Genomic DNA, 16,288 nt, shown 5'->3' on the forward strand with positions numbered 1-16,288 from the left:
GTTCCGGAATGGTTGGGGAGAAGGCCAGTGGAGGAATCGATGAAGCACGAACCCGCCGGTGCGGTGCCAGCCACCTCGCGCTTCGCCGACACGCGCTGGAGCGTGGTCAGGGAGGCGCTAGGCGGGAACCACGCGCTGGCACGCCCGGCACTGCTGGAGCTGTGCCTGCAGTACTGGTCCCCGGTGTATACCTACCTGCGCCGCTGCGGGCACCCGCCCGCCACAGCCGCGGACATCTGCGTCGCCTTCTTCGAGGACCTGCTGCGCTCGCCGGCGCTGCTGGAACCAGCGGGCGCGCACGTGCGCTTCCGCGAATTCCTGCTGGAGGCGCTGCACCGGTTCCTCGATACCGACTGGCGCGACACCGCCGAACGCGGGCAGGAACCGGCGGTTGCGCCACCGCTCGGTGCGGCGGAACTGGAGAGCCGCCACCGGCAGGAGCCGGGCACGCTGCGCCCGGCACATGCCTTCCAGCGCAGCTACGCGCTGGCGCTGATCGAAGGCGCCTACCGGCGACTGCAGCGCGAGGCGAGCCAGGCGGGACGCGAGGCGATGTTCGAAGCGCTGGCGCCCTACCTGGGCGCCGAAGCCGAACCGGGCGCACTGGAGCTGATCGCGCAGAGGCTCGGCACGCGCCCGCTCGTCCTGTCGCTGGCCCTGAAGCGGCTGCGCCAGCGGTTCCAGGAGCTGGTCGAGGAAGAGGTGGCGCAGACCGTCGGCAGCGACGCCGACACCGTGCAGGAACGCATGGACCTGCTGGCCATCCTGCGATGAACCCCGGCGACGAAATGCAGGATCCCGGGCACCGCGAGGCGATGGCCGCGCTGGCGTCGCTGGCATTCGGACACAGCCGCCGGATCCGGGCGACCGAGGCCGGGGTAACGCGGCACCTGGCCTTCCTCTCGATCGAGGCGCTCGAGCTCGACCTGTCCGACCCGGAACAGCGCGCGTTCGGCGACTATGAACTGCTCGAGGAGATCGGCGCCGGCGGCATGGGCGTGGTCTACCGCGCCCGGCAGAAGAGCCTGGACCGGGAGGTGGCGATCAAGCTGCTCTCCGCCGGTCCCTGGGCATCGCGCGACTTCATCGCGCGCTTCCAGCGTGAGGCGCAGTCGGCCGCCCGCCTGCAGCACCCCAACATCGTGGCGATCCACGAGATCGGCATCCACGACGAGCTCAACTATTTCTCCATGGCGCTGTTCACCGGCCCGAGCCTGGCGCAGCTGCTGGCGCGGCGCGGACCGCTGCCGCCGCGCGAGGCCGCCCGGATGGTCCGCACCATCGCCGAGGCGCTGCACTATGCGCACCGCCTGGGCGTGCTGCACCTGGACCTGAAACCCGGCAACGTGCTCACCGATGCGAACGGCGAGCCTCACGTGGCCGATTTCGGCCTGGCCCGGCGCATCGACAGCACCCTGGCCACGGACGGCAACGAGATCTCCGGCACGCCCAGCTACATGGCACCCGAACAGGTCGAGCTGCGCCGGCACCGGCTAAGCGTCGCCACCGACATCTACGGCTTGGGCGCGATCTTCTACGAATTGCTGACCGGGCATCCGCCCTACAGCGCGGCCACGCCCAGGGAAACCCTGGACCAGGTGCTGCATGGCAGGCTTGCGCGACCGGGCAGCCATCGCCAAGACATCCCGGCGGACCTGGAAGAGATCTGCCTGAAATGCCTGGCCCGCGAACCCTCGGAACGCTATGCCGACGCGCGCCTGCTCGCCGACGACCTGGGGCGCTTCCTGGAGGATCGTCCGGTCAGCGTGCGTCCGCTGGGCAGGTGGCAACGGCTGTGGCGCTGGATGCACCGCGAGCCGGCGATCGCGGCCACAAGCGCACTGGCGACTTTCGCCCTGCTGGCCGGACTGGTGGCGAGCACCTGGCAATGGCAGCGCGCCGAATCCAGCGCCGCCAGCGCACGCGGCCACCTGTGGGCGCAACGCCACGAAACCGCCTGGCGGCACTTCGAGGAGCAGCGCGGCTTCGCGGCGTTGCCGCTACTGGCCACCAACCTGGCCGAACAGCGCGCACACGGGGCGGCGGCGGCCGAGGCGACCGAACGTCTTCGCCTGCGCGTGGCCCAGGCACAGGTCCCGGCACTGCTGGAAGCGATCGACGTCGGCGCCGCGGTGCACGTGCTCGCGCTCAGCCCGGACGGACGCTACCTGGCGCTGGGCCTGGAGCCGAACACGGTGGCGCTGTACGAGGTCGCCAGCCTGCGCCAGCTCTGGCGCGTGGAGCTTGCGCTGCACGAACCCAGCACCGACGGCCAGCTGCGGCGCCTGCACTTCACCCCGGACATGCGCCACCTGCTGGTCAGCGAGCACTGGAGCATGCTGCAGATCCGCCCCAGCGGCTTCCAGGGCTACCGGCTGGCGCTGGCCGATGGCAAGCAGACGCAGGTGCCCGGCGGCGACACGGTCCGCAGCGAGAGCTGGAGCGACGACGGACGCCACGTGGTGCTGACCGACCTGGGCCAGCGCTGGTTCCGGCTGTACGACGCGAGCACCTGGCAACCCCTGGGGCCTGCGATGGACGCGCCGCTGGCCGGATTCCGGCCCGGCTGGCTGATCGCACCAGGACTGGTGTTCATCGCCATGCACCGCGGTGACGGCAGCATCGGCGTCCTCGATCCAAGCACGCTGCAGCCACGCCACGTCGTGCCCGCAGCCGAAAGCGGCGCACGCTACACGGCATGGGCGATCAGCCCGGATGCGCGCTGGCTGGCGCTGGGCCGGGCCGATGGCGAAACCCTGCTGGTCGATGCCGGCAATGGCAGCACCCGGACACTGTTCCCGCCCACCGGCGGCGAAGCCACGTGGCTCGAATTCAGCGGCGATGGGCGCCACCTGGCGGCGACGGTGGGTTCGGAATTCTTCGTGTTCGGCATTCCCGATGGCGCCGGCATGTACTACATGGCGCGCGATCCGGCGGTGCTGTGGGGCCACCAGTTCGAATGCGAGACCGGCAGCGACGATTGCCGCGCCCTGCTGATGGAGTCGGACCGGGTGACGCTGTGGTCGATGTCGGGCGGCTATCGCTTTGGCGATGCGCCGTTGATGGAATCGCCGGAGATCACCCACCACTCGTTCGTTCCCCGCTTCGCCAGCCGCTTCGATCCGGCACGCCAGTTGCTGGCGACCGGCGCGCAGGACGGCAGCCTGCGCCTGTGGCGCCTGCCGGCAGCGCCGCTGCGACCACACCTGGGACCCACCCAGCGCGAAGCGACGCTGCATTTCGACGGCCGGCACCTGGTGGCGGTCGACGGCCACGACACCTGGATCTTCGATGCGCAGTCCGGCCAGGCGCTTTCGCCACGGATGCGGCTGCCGCAGCCCGTCGGGTTCGCCGCGCTCGCCGCCGATGGCCGCACCCTGGTCGCCAGCAGTGGACGCGAGCTGCACGTGTTCGACTGGCGCAACGGCGCCCTGCGCTATCCGCCGATCATGCTGGGCGGCAGCCCGATGGACCTGTGGCTGGCCAGCGACGGCGGCAGCGTCGTCAGCCGCTGGGCCAGTCCGCAGACACGCCCGCCCGGGCTGCAGCGGGTGCAGGCGCACGACCTGGCCAGCGGCCAGCCGCTGGGCCCGGCGGGCGACCTGCTGCTCGACAGCGCCCACCTCACCGCCGACAACCGCCACCTGCTGGTCAGCGTGGCGGACGCCACCCATCTGTACGCCCTGGCCGACCTGCGCCAGCCCTTGCGCAGCTTCCCGATCCCGGACTACGGCTGGCAGGTGGCCTCCGGCATCGAGGACCGCGTGCACGGCGAGCTGGTGCAGATGCTGGAACGCGTGGAATCGGGCGTCGACAACGCGCTGCGGCGCTGGTCGCTGGCAGACGGGCGGCTGCTGGGCGAGGAACCGCTCAAGCTGCGCGCCGACGACCTGCTGGCACGCGTGCAGGACGGTCGCATCGCGATCAGCGGCAACCCGGGCGGCACCTCGACCTCGAACCGGTCGCTGATGATCGACCGCGATGGCAAGCGCCTGCCGATGACCCAGCCGCGGCTGGGCCACCTGGCACGGGCGCAGGCCTTCAGCGCCGATGGCCGCGTTCTGGCCCAGGCGCTGGCCGACGGGGTGATGCTGTTCGATGCCGACACCGGCGCGCCGCTCGGCCCCGCGCTGCGCGCCCAGGTGCGCATTCCCGACGCCGTCGCCCAGCTTGCCTTCAGCCCCGATGCGCGGGCCCTGGTCGCGCGCACCGCCCTGGGGCGCTGGCTGGTCTGGTCGCTCGCGCCCGAAGCCCGCGAGCCGGCGCTGGTCGCGGAAGAGGCAGCCCTGCTCGCACCGGTGCCGGGCGATGAATTCCGGCTGCCCTCGCCCGCCCTCAGGGCCTCGTTCCTGCAACGGGACGACACGTCGGCCGTGGGCGGGCCACGACCGGGTCCGTGGTCCTGCCTGGCCGCACCCGGCACGCTGCCGCCGCGGGCAGCGGACACCCCCGCCCGCCTGCTCGACCTGGGCAGCCGCTACACCGCCTCGCTGCACGAACTGCAACGGTCGTCCTGGGGTTCCAGGCCGAAAGGCCTCGGCAACCTGTGCGCCGTGCCGCTCGGCGTGCAACGGCTGCAGGGCGTGGACTACGACCTGCGCGGCGTGGTCGACCTGCGTGCGTCCGCCAATGACCGCAACGCGCCGGCACAGGGCCGCAGCGACAGCACCGGACCACTGCCGGTGCAGCCCGGCCGGTACGCCGCCGCCCACGTGCTCGGCGCGCAGGTTGGCGCTCCCGCAGCCGGCACCGGCGACGACCCGGCCGCACGCCTGCGATTTTCCTACAGCGACGGCAGCCAGGCCGAGGTCCCGCTGCGGCTCGGCACCATCGGCGGCGGCCACGCCGGATGGATCGACCAGCCGTCGATGTCGATGCCCTGGTCCGGGTCGCTGCCCGAGCTGGAGGTGTCGTACAACGCGCAGATGCAGCTGTATGGCACGCGCATCGACAATCCGCATCCGACCCGCGAGCTGGCCGCGATCGAAGTGCGCGCCACCTCGCCACTGGCAGGCGATCGCCCGGTGGTGATCGCCGCGATCACCCTCGATCCGTTGGCCGATGCGGCACCGTCCTCCCGGCCGGGGCAGCGCGAATGAGGCGGAGAACGCAAGTTGCAGGACCTCGCCCGCTGGCCGGCTACGGACTTGCGCCATCGGCCGGTGGCGGTGGCGGTGCCTGCGCCGTGATCCGGCAGGCGTTCGCAGCGCGTACCCGATCCGCGCAGCTCCGACCACGCGCCCCGATCGCGCTGGCCTGCACACTGGCGCTGTCGATCGGCAGCGCCGTGGCCGCGCCCGCCAGGGACGGCGAAGACGCCGCCGCGACCACCGAGCTGCCACGCCTGCAGGTCACCGGCAGCCACCTGCGCCGGGTCGAACTGGAAACCGCGCAGCCGCTGCTGGTCCTTCAGCGCGATGAGTTGCTGCGGACGGGCCTGAGCAACCTGGGCGAGATCCTGCAGCAGCTGCCGCAGCACGTCTCCGACCTCAACAGCGACTACAACAATGGCGGCAATGGCGAGACACGCGTGGACCTGCGCAATCTGGAGTCAAAGCGCACGCTGGTGCTGCTCAACGGCCGCCGCTACGTCAACACGCTCGACGGCGCGGTCGATGTCGGCAGCATCCCGCTGGCGATCGTCGAGCGGGTCGAGGTGCTGACTGCCGGTGCGTCGGCGATCTACGGGTCGGACGCGATCGCCGGCGTGGTCAACGTCATCACCCGCGACGATTTCGAGGGCGTCGATGCCGGCGTGCTCTACGCCAGCAACGAGCAGGGCGATGGCCAGCGCCGCAGCGCCGACCTCAGCTGGGGCCGGCTCGGGGAGCGCGGCAGCGTCGCGCTGAACCTGTCGTTCTCCGACCAGCAGCCGATCCTGGCGCGCGACCGTGCGATTTCCGCGGTGCCGATGTATGGCTTTCCGGCCAACGACACTTCGGCCGGGGCTTCCGCCAACACGCCGCAGGGAAGGATCGGCTTCGGCCGCAATGGCAACCGCATGCCCGACGGAAGCCCGGGGCAGCTGACCTGGGATCCGGCGCTGGCAGGGCATCGCCGGTTCGACGGAAGCCGCGACGGCTACAACTACGCCGAACAGACCTACCTGCGCACGCCGTACACGCACACTGCGCTGTTCGCGCAGGGACGCTACGACCTGGCAGCGGACCTGTCCGTCCACGCCAACGTGCTGCTGCACCGGCGCCGTTCCAGCCAGCAACTGGCGCCGGCCGGGCTGACGCTGGCCGGCAATGATCCCTATGCGGGCCCGGACATCGACGCCGCCAATGTCTACAACCCGTTCGGCCAGGCGGTCACCTTCCTGGCATTCCGCCCGCTCAACCGCGACCGCCGCTTCGAGCAGGAAGCGGCCACCCACTACGTCTCGCTGGCCCTCGCCGGCATCTGGCGGCCGGGCGGGCGCGTGCTGGACTGGGAGCTGGGCGTGATCGACGCACGCACCCGGGTGGACGAGGACATCAGCGGCGGCTTCGACCTGGGCTCCGTGGCGCGCGGCGTAGGCCCCTCGTTCCTCGACAGCCGCGGCGTCGCCACCTGCGGCAGCGCGGCCGCGCCGGTTGCCGGCTGCGTGCCGCTGGACTTCCTGCACGGCAGCGACGGGTTCACCGACGCCATGTACGCCAGCATCAGCGCCGACGGCTGGATCCAGCAGGAGCGCGACCTGCGCGACATCGCGTTCCGCATCGGCGGCGCGCTGCTGGAATGGCCGGCGGGCCAGGTCGCGGCGGTGGCCGGGCTGGAACACCGCCGCGAGCGCGGCCGGCTGACGCCCGATCCACTGCTGGCCGACCATGCCTTCGATTTCGGCAACACACCCTACGACCCGATCGCCGGCGAAACGCGGGTTGACGAGGCCTTCCTCGAGTTCGAACTGCCGCTGCTGGCGGGCCGGCCCTGGGCGGATGCGTTGAGCCTCAACCTGGCCACGCGCCACTCCCGCTACTCCAACTTCGGTTCCACCACCAACAGCCAGGCGGGACTGGCCTGGCAGCCGGTGCCTGCGCTGCTGCTGCGCGCCAACTGGTCGCAGGGCTTCCGCGCGCCCTCTACCACCGAGCTTTACGCCAGCAGCTTCAGCACCAGCGAAACCACGGACTTCCTTCCCTTCGACCCCTGCGCCAACCAGCCAAGCGGCGAAGTCGCTGCACGCTGCGCCGCGGCCGGCGTGCCCCTGGACGATTTCGATCCGCAGGTCGGGCCCGAGGTCCGGCTTGGCGCCAATCCCGACCTGCAGCCGGAGCATTCGCGTAACCGCGGCGCCGGCGTGGTCTGGAGCCCGGCGCGCATCGCCGGACTGGAACTCAGCGTGGACTGGTGGCGGATCGACCTGGAAGAAACGATCTACGCGATCCCGGCATCGGTCCTGCCCTCCATCTGCTACGAGGAAGGTCTGGACAGCGCCTGCGCATTCCTGCGCCGCGACGCGGCCACCGGCGAGCTGCTGGAGATCGATGCGCGCCTGCAGAACTTCGGCCGCTACCAGGTCGAAGGCTGGGACCTGGGCCTGGGTTACCGCTGGAGCAGCGACTGGGGCGACTTCGGCCTGCGCTGGGACAGCGTCTACCTGGTGCGCAGCGACCTGGAAGTCCCGAAGGGCGCGCCGCCGAGTCCGCTGGCCGGCAACTACTATTTCCTCGATCCCGGCTGGCGGCTGCGCTCGCTGCTGTCGCTGGACTGGGAGCGGTCCCGCTGGGGCGGCACCGTGCGCCTGCGCTACTACCCGGCGCTGGACGAAAGCTGCGACGGTCCGCAGCGCGCAGGCGACCCCTCGGTATGCGACCGCCCGGATGTCGAGAGCCCGCTGTTCGGTGCGCCCGTGCACATCATCGATGCGCGCCTCTACACCGACCTGCAGCTGCGCTGGCAGCCGCGCGCGGGCATGGTCTTCAGCCTCGGCGTCAGCAACGCCTTCGGCCACGACCCGCCGGTCGCCTACAGTTCGATCAACTCCTACGACCCGAGTTACGACGTACCTGGGCGCTTCTGGCATGCGGGCTACCGGCAGCGCTTCTGACTCACCCGCGCCGGCTGTGCTCATCGTGCCGTCGCGGCAGTCACGCCGCGCCGCGGAGCTCCTCGCGCACAGGTCGCATGCGCGCCGGCACCCGTGCCAGTGTGTCGCCGCGATGCGACACGAGGCGCAGACTGCCGTCCATGGCCTCGACCAGCGCGGTCAGGCTTTCCACCCAGTCGCCATCGTTGGCGTAGACCAGCCCGTCCCGTTCGCACAGGCCGGCGCGGTGGATGTGGCCGCAGACGATGCCGTCCAGGCCACGCCGGCGCGCGTCGTCGAGCCCGGCCTGCACGAAGCGGTCGATGTAACGCTCGGCCGCGCCGCTGCGCCGCTTCAGCCAGTCTGCCAGCGACCAGTAGCGCAGGCAAAGCCGGCGCCGCGCGGCGTTGGTCAGGCGGTTGCCGGTGAGGATGCGGTAATACAGCCAGTCGCCGAAGCGCTCCTGCAGGCCGCCGAAATGGGTGATGCCGTCGTAGTCGTCGCCATGCGTCACCAGCAGCCGGCGGCCGTCGGCGGTCTCGTGGATCGCGCGCCGGCGCAGCTGCATCGCCGGCAGCACCAGGCCGCAGAAGCGCCGCACCGGGCGATCATGGTTGCCCGGCACGTAGACCAGCTCGGTGCCGCCGCGGGCCAGCGCGTGCAGGGCTTCGACTACGCGCTGCTGCGCGGCGCCCCAGCTCGCCCGCCGCTGGGCCATCCACCAGAAGTCGACGATGTCGCCCACCAGGTAGAGCTTTGCGCAGCGCAGCTGGCCGAGGAAATCGGCCAGCTCGGCCGCGTGGCAGTGGCGCGAACCGAGATGTACATCGGAAATGAACACCGCCCGGTGCCGCGGCGGCAGGTCCACCGCGGCGGGGCTCATGCGCCGCCCTCCCCGAGCGTGGCCGGCGGCGCTGCCGGCGCCGGCAGCCTTGGTAGACGCCGATGCCCGCGCAGCCCGATCTGCGGGCACGATGATGGCGGGATCCGCCGGCCGCGCGGCGCCGGCTGGGTGGCCGGGCTTTCCGGCATGGAGTCGCTGCTGCGCATCGGGGTCCTCGACGGCCTGCCTGCCGCGCAGCCTGCGCCGCGGACGCGTCAATCCGGTTGCGGCGAGGCTACGGCCCGGTGACGCGGTGCAAGTGGCCCGGCGCCGGCGGCTTAACAGCCGGTCAACCGCCACGCCGGCACAATGCACCCCACCCGGCGCCCGTGTATCATGCGCACCCATCTCTCCATCCGAATGCAAGGATATAGCCCGATGTCCAGCTATCTCTTCACCTCCGAATCGGTCTCCGAAGGCCATCCGGACAAGATCGCCGACCAGATCTCCGACGCCGTCCTCGACGCGATCCTCGCCCAGGACAAGCGCGCGCGCGTGGCCTGCGAGACGATGGTGAAGACCGGCGCGGCGATCGTCGCCGGCGAAGTCACGACCAATGCCTGGGTCGACATCGAGTCGCTGGCGCGCAAGGTCATCAACGACATCGGCTACGACAATTCGGACGTGGGCTTCGACGGCCATACCTGCGCGATCATCAACATGCTCGGCAAGCAGTCGCCGGACATCGCCGCCGGCGTGGACCGCAAGAAGCCCGAAGAACAGGGCGCGGGCGACCAGGGCCTGATGTTCGGCTATGCCTGCAACGAGGCCCCGGAATTCATGCCGGCGCCGATCTACTACTCGCACCGCCTGGTCGAGCAGCAGGCCAAGGTCCGCAAGAAGAAGAACTCGCCGCTGCCCTGGCTGCGCCCGGACGCCAAGTCGCAGGTCACCCTGCGCTACGACAACGAGCACAACGTGCTCGGCCTGGACGCGGTGGTCCTGTCGACCCAGCACGACCCGGGCATCAAGCAGAAGGACCTGGTCGAGGGCGTGTACGAGCACATTCTCAAGCCGGTGCTGCCGAAGAAGTGGCTCGAGACGCTGCCGAAGAAGAAGGTCCACATCAACCCGACCGGCATCTTCGTGATCGGTGGGCCGGTGGGCGACTGTGGCCTGACCGGCCGCAAGATCATCGTCGACAGCTACGGCGGCATGGCCCGCCATGGCGGCGGTGCGTTCTCGGGCAAGGATCCGTCGAAGGTCGACCGTTCCGCCGCCTATGCCGCCCGCTACGTGGCCAAGAACATCGTCGCCGCCGGCCTGGCCGACCGCTGCGAAGTGCAGGTCTCCTACGCGATCGGCGTGGCCGAGCCGACCTCGATCTCGGTCACCACCTTCGGCACCGGCAAGATCAGCGACGAGCAGATCGAGAAGCTGATCCGCAAGCACTTCGACCTGCGCCCGTATGGCATCGTCAAGATGCTCGACCTGATCCACCCGGTGTACCAGCTCACCGCTGCCTACGGCCACTTCGGCCGCAAGCCGCAGCAGGTCACCTACACCGACGGCGCCGGCAAGAAGCAGACCGCCACCGCGTTCTCGTGGGAGAAGACCGATCGCGCAGATGCCCTGCGCGCGGACGCCAAGCTGAAGTAAGCGCGCGGCTCATCGCCGGACGTGGAAACGGGCCGCACAAGCGGCCCGTTTCTTTTGACGCCCGCGCCTGGTGCTGCAGCGACTCAGCCGGTGTTCTGCACGCCCTGCGAAACACCGTTCACGCTGGCCACCAGCGCGCGCAGCAAGGTCTCGTCCTCCCGTCCACTGGCGCGCCAGCGCTTGAGCAGGTCCGCCTGCAGCACGCTGATCGGATCCACGTACGGGTTGCGCAGGCGGATCGACAGCGCCAGGCGCTGGTCGTGCTGCAGCAGCCATTCGTTGCCGTTGAGGCGCATCGCCCAGTCGCGCGTGAGCGCGTGCTCGGCCTCGATCCGCGGGAAGAACTCGCCGTGCAGCGCGTCGCCGGCCAGTCGCGAGAACATCCCGGCGATGCCCATGTCGCCCTTGGCCAGGACCATGGCGATGTCGTCGAGGAAGGTCTTGAAGAACGGCCAGTCGCGGCCCATCTCGCGCAGCGCGTCCTCGCCGTACTCCCCGACCGCGGCCTGCAGTCCGCTACCCACACCGTACCAGCCGGGGATCACCGCCCGTGCCTGGCTCCACGCGAACACCCAGGGGATGGCGCGCAGGTTGGACAGCGCCGCATCCTGGCCCAGCCGGCGCGACGGCCTCGACCCCAGTGTCATGCGCTCGATCACGTCGATCGGCGTCGCGCTGCGGAAATAGTCCATGAAGCGCGGTGCGCCGACGAAACCACGATAGGCGCCGCTGCTGGCCTCGGCCACCGTGGCCATGACCTGGCGCCACCGCGCCTCGCGCGGCTCCGGCTCGCGCGGCCGGATGCTGGACACCAGCACCGCGCCGGTGGCCTGCTCCAGCGAGCGCAGGGCCAGCGCGCGGATGCCGAACTTGCGGTGGATCGCCTCGCCCTGCTCGGTCACCCTCAGCCGACCATCGACGCTCCCGCGCGGCGACGCATCGACCGCCCGCGAGGTCTTGCCGCCACCGCGGCTGATCGAACCGCCGCGGCCGTGGAAGAAAGTCAGCTTGATGCCGAGCTCTTCGGCCGCCTGCATCAGTTCCACCTGGGCACGCTGCAGCCCCCAGCGAGAAGCGGCGATGCCGCCGTCCTTGCCGCTGTCCGAGTAGCCCAGCATCACCATCTGCACGTTGCCGCGCGCGGCCAGGTGCCGGCGGTACACCGCGTCGGCGAGCAGGTCGCGCAGCGTATCGGGGCCGTGGCGCAGGTCGTCCACGGTCTCGAACAGGGGCGCGATGTCGAGCGGCACGTTGCCCTCGGCATCGACCAGGCCACCGCGCCGTGCCAATGCCAGCACGGTCAGCACGTCGGCGCGGCTGCGCGCCATGGAAATGATGTAGGCGCCCAGCGCGTCGGTACCGTGGCGCAGGCGGGCATCGCCCAGCGCGGCGAACACCGCGTCCAGGCGCGCGTTGCCGGGCTCGTCGACCTGCGGCAGCGCCGTGTCGCCTCCGGCGTAGGGCCCGAGCAGCGCCGCCTGGTCGACCGCATCGCGCGATTCCCAGTCCTCCTCGCCCAGCGCCGCAGCCACCGCGCGCGCGTGGATGCTCGACTCCTGGCGCACGTCCAGCCGTGCGAGGTGGAACCCAAAGGTGCGCAGGCGCCAGACCAGGCGTCGCACGGAGAACCAGCCTGCATGCACGCCGCGGTGGTTCTCCAGGCTCTGCCGGATCAGCTCGATGTCGTCGCCGAACTCGGCCGGCGAGCCGTAGCCCTCGGCGCGGTCGTCCAGGGTGGCCTGCAGCCGCGCGCGCATCAGGTCGATCAGCAGGCGGTACGGCATGTCGGCGTGGCGCGGGCGCGCGGCTGCGGCCGCCTGCGGCAACAACTCGCGGTAGCGCTCGACCTGGGCAAGCACCTGCGGATCGACTCCGACCACGCCGGTGGACTGGCTCAGCACCGTGGTCAGCTGCTGCAGCTCGCCCAGGTATTTTCCGAGGATCGCGCGGCGCTGTGCGTCGAGCGTATTGCGGATCGTGTTCGCATCGACGTTCGGGTTGCCGTCCATGTCGCCGCCGACCCAGGTGCCGAAGCGGAGCAGCCGCGGCAGGTCGGTGGCGATGCCGAAGCTCTCGCCGATCGCGTGTTCCAGCGTCTCGTAGAACACCGGCATGACCCGGTACAGCACTTCGGTCAGGTAGAAGCCGACATGCTCGCGCTCGTCCTCCACGCCCGGGCGCACCGGCGAGGAGTCGGCGGTCTGCCAGGCCGAGGTCAGCGCCATGCGGAAGCGGGCGATGTCGGCGGCGCGTTCGCCGGGCGTGCGGCCACCGTCGAGGTCATCGACCAGCGCGGCGACCATGATCTGTTCCTTCTCCAGCAGCGCGCGCCGCACCGCCTCGGTCGGGTGCGCGGTGAACACCGGCTCGATGTCGATGCGCTCCAGCCAGTCGCGCAGCTCCTCCGGAGAAACGCCCTTTTGCTTCAAGCGGTGCAGCGCATCGTGCAGGCTGTCGGGTTGCGGCTTGCCGGTGTCGGCGCGCTGGTAGTCGCGGCGGCGGCGGATGCGGTGCACGCGCTCGGCGATGTTGACGACCTGGAAGTAGGTGCTGAAGGCGCGCACCAGGGCCTCGGCATGCACCGGCTCCAGCCCGTCCAGCAGCGCCGACAGCGACGCCATCGAACCACCGTTCTGGCGCCGGGCGATCGCCGTGGTGCGCACCCGCTCCACTTCCTCGAGGAAGGCCGGCGATACCTGCTCGGCGAGCATGTCGCCGACCAGCGCGCCGAGCCGCCGCACGTCGTCGCGCAGCGGCAGGTCCGGTGGGGCGAATTCGAGCTGGCGGGGAGCATTCATCGACACGCGCTACGGGAAAGGAAGACGATCCCCCGAGCTTAGCCGCGTTTTGTGCGGCGCCGCAAAAGTTTCAGCAGCACCCAATGCGCCACCACTCCAGCGCAAACGGACCGGCGCGACCCGTCGCCACGACAGGCCACGCCCCAGGTCAGTTCTTCGCCTGCGCGCGCTCCGCCGTGGCGTTGCGCACGTATTCCTGCAACCAGTCGTCCGTCTCGGCCAGCATGTGCAGGATCGATTCGCGGGCGCGGTAGCCATGCGATTCGTTGGGCAGCATCACCAGCCGCGCATTGCCCCCCAGGCCCTTGACCGCGGCGAACATGCGCTCGCTCTGGATCGGGAAGGTGCCCGAATTGTTGTCCTGCTCGCCGTGGATCAGCAGCAGCGCGTCCTTGATCCGGTCGGCATGGTTGAACGGCGACATCGTCAGGTAGGTTTCCGGCGCCTGCCAGAAGTTGCGCTCCTCGGACTGGAACCCAAACGGCGTGAGCGTGCGGTTGTAGGCGCCACTGCGGGCGATGCCGGCCTTGAACAGGCGCGTGTGCGCAAGCAGGTTCGCGGTCATGAAGGCGCCATACGAATGGCCGCCGACCGCGACCCGCTTCGGGTCGCCGACGCCACGCCGGGCCAGCTCGTCCACCGCCGCCTGCGCGCTGGCAGTCAGCTGGGCGATGTAGGTGTCGTTGGGTTCGGCGTCACCCTCGCCCACGATCGGCATCGACGGATCGTCGAGCACCGCGAAACCGCGGGCCAGGAACGGCAGCGGCCCCCAGTAGCTGATCCGGTTGAACCGGTACGGCGAGTTGGTGACCTGGCTGGCGGCCTGCGCCGATTTGAATTCCTGCGGGTAGGCCCACATCAGCACCGGCAACGGGCCGTCGCGCCCGGCGTCGTAGCCGGCCGGCAAATACAGCGTGCCGGTCAGTTCCACGCCATCGGCGCGCTTGTAGCGGATCTGCTCCTTGCGCACGTCGCGCAACTGCGGCGTGGGGTGCGGAAAGCGGGTCAGCGCGCGCAGCGGTTCGGCCGCGCCGGCATCGCGTACGTAGAAGTTGCCGGGCTCGGCCGGCGATTCGCGCGTGGTCAGCAGGCGCAGGCCGCTATCGTCCAGCAGCGCCTGCGGCGCCTCGTAGTACGGCGCCTGCGAATGGAACAGGCGCTCGGACTTGCCGGTGGCCAGGTCGTAGCGGTCGACGAACGGACGGTCGCCCTCCGGCGAAGCGCCCTCGCCGAGCAGGAACAGGCTGCCCCCGTCGGCGCTGGTCAGGAGGCGCTGCCGCCCCGCAGCGTCGGTCAGCGTGGCCGCCGAACCCGGATCGGCGTAGCGATCCTCGAAAGAACGGTCCACCAGCAGTTGCGGGGCCTGGGCTGGCGCATCAGGCGCGATGCGCCAGGTCTTCGTGCGGCGATTCTTCCACCAGGCTTCATCCAGCAGCGCCAGGTCGCCCCGGCCCCAGGTGATGCCGCCGTAGCGCGAGCCCAGGGCGGCCAGTTTCACCGGCGCGGCCGAGAACGGCGCGGCCTGCATGAACACCGCGTCGCGCACCGCCGCCTCGCGGGCCGGGTCGCCGCCGTCCTGGGCCTCGGCCCAGGCCAGCGTGGCTGGCGCGTCGGCGCGCCAGGCCACCGAACGGACGCCCGTGGGCACCGCGTCGTTGCCGGTCGGCAGTCCTTCGACCAGCGGCAGGCGTGCGACGGTGTGCACGCTGCGACCGGAAGTAGCGTCGAGCACCTCGACCACGCGCGGGAAGCGCATCAAAGGAACCAGGTAGGAGAACGGGCGCTCGATCCTTTGCGCCAGCACGAAGCGTCCATCGGGCGAAGGCGAGGTCGAGGTGTACAACGCGGCCGCACCGACACGCACCACCTTGCCCTGCAGGTCCACGCGCGCGGGCTGCGACACCAGGTAGTGCTCCAGGGTCAGCGCATCGTTCTCGTTGCGCAGCAGGTCCTGGAACGTGCGGATCGAACGCACCCCGGCACCGGCTTCGGTCTGCTGCACGCTCGGGCCGGTCGGCACCGCATCGGCAGGCGGCAACGGGCCAGGGCTGCCGGCCTGCAGCCGCACCAGCAGTCCGCGGCTGTCCGGCAACCAGCTGTAGGCGCTGCCGGCGACCGTGTTGAGTCCGGCCACCAGCCGGCGCGCGCGCAGTGCGGCCACGTCGACCAGCCACAGCTCGTTGGCCCCGCTCGCACGGTCGATCCGGTTGAAGACGAAATGGCGCTGGTCCGGCGACCAGGCCAGCCCGGCCAGTCCCAGCGGCTCAGGCAATCCGGCGATCCGCCGCTCGCTGCCGCTGGCGACATCCATCAGCCACAGCTCGCTGCCGAAGGTGAACTGGCTCGGCGCGTGGACGCGCGGATGAAAGCGCAGGCCCGCCAGCTTCAGTTCGGGCTGGGCGACCACATCGATCCCCGGCAGGTCCGGCATCCGCACCAGCGCGGCCAGGTCGCGGCGCGGCGAGAGGGTCAGCTGCGGGGCGCGGGGCGCGTCCACGATCGCACGCAGCTCGGCGACCGGTTCGCGATAGCGCGACGCCCCTTCCGCTCCGGCCTGGGCCGCCGAAGGGCCGGGCAAGGCCCAGGCCAGCGCCGCCAGGGCCAGCGCCGGCAGGGCGCCCCTGGGGGCGGACGGTCGCGGACGGCCGGAACCGGCGGTCGCCACGGGGCGGCCGGGGTCGGAGGTCTTGGGTGCGGGCATCGGCAGTTCCTGGGGTGGCTTGGGACGACCTGACTGGATACCACGCCCGTTGAGACGGCTACCCGTGGCGAAAGTCCCGCAACGGCGACGCCGTGCCCGGTTCATCCATCGATCCGGATGGACGGATATAATGCGCGCGCCGCCGAGGGGCGCTGCGACCATGGGACGTGCGGGATCTTCCGCAGGAGCCGCACGATACGTGCACGCTTCCGACCCGTGGCCAGGCTCGGCAAGGTATCCCAAGCGACAACGGCGCCCGGCGAATGCGAGATCCCTCTCGCCATTGAACCGGA

General features: G+C 70.8%; 7 protein-coding genes and 1 riboswitch. Of the genes, 4 read left to right on the top strand and 3 right to left on the bottom strand.

Going from position 1 to position 16,288, the window contains the following annotated elements:
* Positions 1-39 precede the first annotated feature (39 nt).
* From CSC65_RS06385 to CSC65_RS06395, 3 genes are all read left to right on the top strand, one after another.
* Entirely contained in the window at positions 40-774 is a 735-nt protein-coding gene (locus CSC65_RS06385; RefSeq protein WP_162409602.1) for a hypothetical protein, read from the top strand.
* Positions 771-5,099 carry a WD40 repeat domain-containing serine/threonine protein kinase gene (locus CSC65_RS06390; RefSeq protein ID WP_162409604.1) on the top strand — a complete coding sequence of 1,443 codons (4,329 nt, stop codon included), beginning with the start codon at positions 771-773 and terminating at the stop codon, positions 5,097-5,099. The genes CSC65_RS06385 and CSC65_RS06390 overlap by 4 nt, the downstream gene beginning before the upstream one ends.
* Positions 5,100-5,185: 86 nt before the next feature.
* A complete protein-coding gene (locus CSC65_RS06395; protein WP_162409606.1) occupies positions 5,186-8,035 on the top strand; it encodes a TonB-dependent receptor plug domain-containing protein in 2,850 nt (949 codons plus the stop codon).
* 40 nt (positions 8,036-8,075) lie between these two features.
* Here CSC65_RS06395 and CSC65_RS06400 read toward each other — a convergent pair whose 3' ends face one another.
* Positions 8,076-8,897 (bottom strand): UDP-2,3-diacylglucosamine diphosphatase, encoded by an 822-nt coding sequence (locus CSC65_RS06400; RefSeq protein WP_162409608.1) that lies wholly within the window; start codon positions 8,895-8,897, stop codon positions 8,076-8,078.
* Between the two features lie 378 nt (positions 8,898-9,275).
* Between CSC65_RS06400 and metK the strand changes: the two genes are divergently transcribed.
* Positions 9,276-10,496: a methionine adenosyltransferase gene (metK, locus tag CSC65_RS06405; RefSeq protein WP_162409610.1), complete on the top strand. Its 1,221-nt coding sequence runs from the start codon at positions 9,276-9,278 to the stop codon at positions 10,494-10,496.
* A gap of 83 nt (positions 10,497-10,579) precedes the next feature.
* Here metK and ppc read toward each other — a convergent pair whose 3' ends face one another.
* Positions 10,580-13,294 carry a phosphoenolpyruvate carboxylase gene (gene ppc, locus CSC65_RS06410; RefSeq protein ID WP_162409612.1) on the bottom strand — a complete coding sequence of 905 codons (2,715 nt, stop codon included), beginning with the start codon at positions 13,292-13,294 and terminating at the stop codon, positions 10,580-10,582.
* Positions 13,295-13,442: 148 nt separating this feature from the next.
* Complete coding sequence (locus tag CSC65_RS06415; RefSeq protein WP_162409613.1) at positions 13,443-15,995, bottom strand: prolyl oligopeptidase family serine peptidase; 2,553 nt, start codon at positions 15,993-15,995, stop codon at positions 13,443-13,445.
* A gap of 138 nt (positions 15,996-16,133) precedes the next feature.
* Positions 16,134-16,260: riboswitch (S-adenosyl-L-homocysteine riboswitch) on the top strand.
* Positions 16,261-16,288: the final 28 nt, after the last annotated feature.

This window comes from Pseudoxanthomonas daejeonensis (assembly GCF_010093205.1).
Classification (GTDB): Bacteria; Pseudomonadota; Gammaproteobacteria; order Xanthomonadales; family Xanthomonadaceae; genus Pseudoxanthomonas; species Pseudoxanthomonas daejeonensis.

Bases quoted from the DNA above. Each gene is read 5' to 3' on its own strand.
- CSC65_RS06385 (WP_162409602.1), top strand. From the start codon at position 40: ATGAAGCACGAACCCGCCGGTGCGGTGCCAGCCACCTCGCGCTTCGCC.
- CSC65_RS06390 (WP_162409604.1), top strand. From the start codon at position 771: ATGAACCCCGGCGACGAAATGCAGGATCCCGGGCACCGCGAGGCGATG.
- CSC65_RS06400 (WP_162409608.1), bottom strand. From the start codon at position 8,897: ATGAGCCCCGCCGCGGTGGACCTGCCGCCGCGGCACCGGGCGGTGTTC.
- metK (WP_162409610.1), top strand. From the start codon at position 9,276: ATGTCCAGCTATCTCTTCACCTCCGAATCGGTCTCCGAAGGCCATCCG.
- ppc (WP_162409612.1), bottom strand. From the start codon at position 13,294: ATGAATGCTCCCCGCCAGCTCGAATTCGCCCCACCGGACCTGCCGCTG.
- CSC65_RS06415 (WP_162409613.1), bottom strand. From the start codon at position 15,995: ATGCCCGCACCCAAGACCTCCGACCCCGGCCGCCCCGTGGCGACCGCC.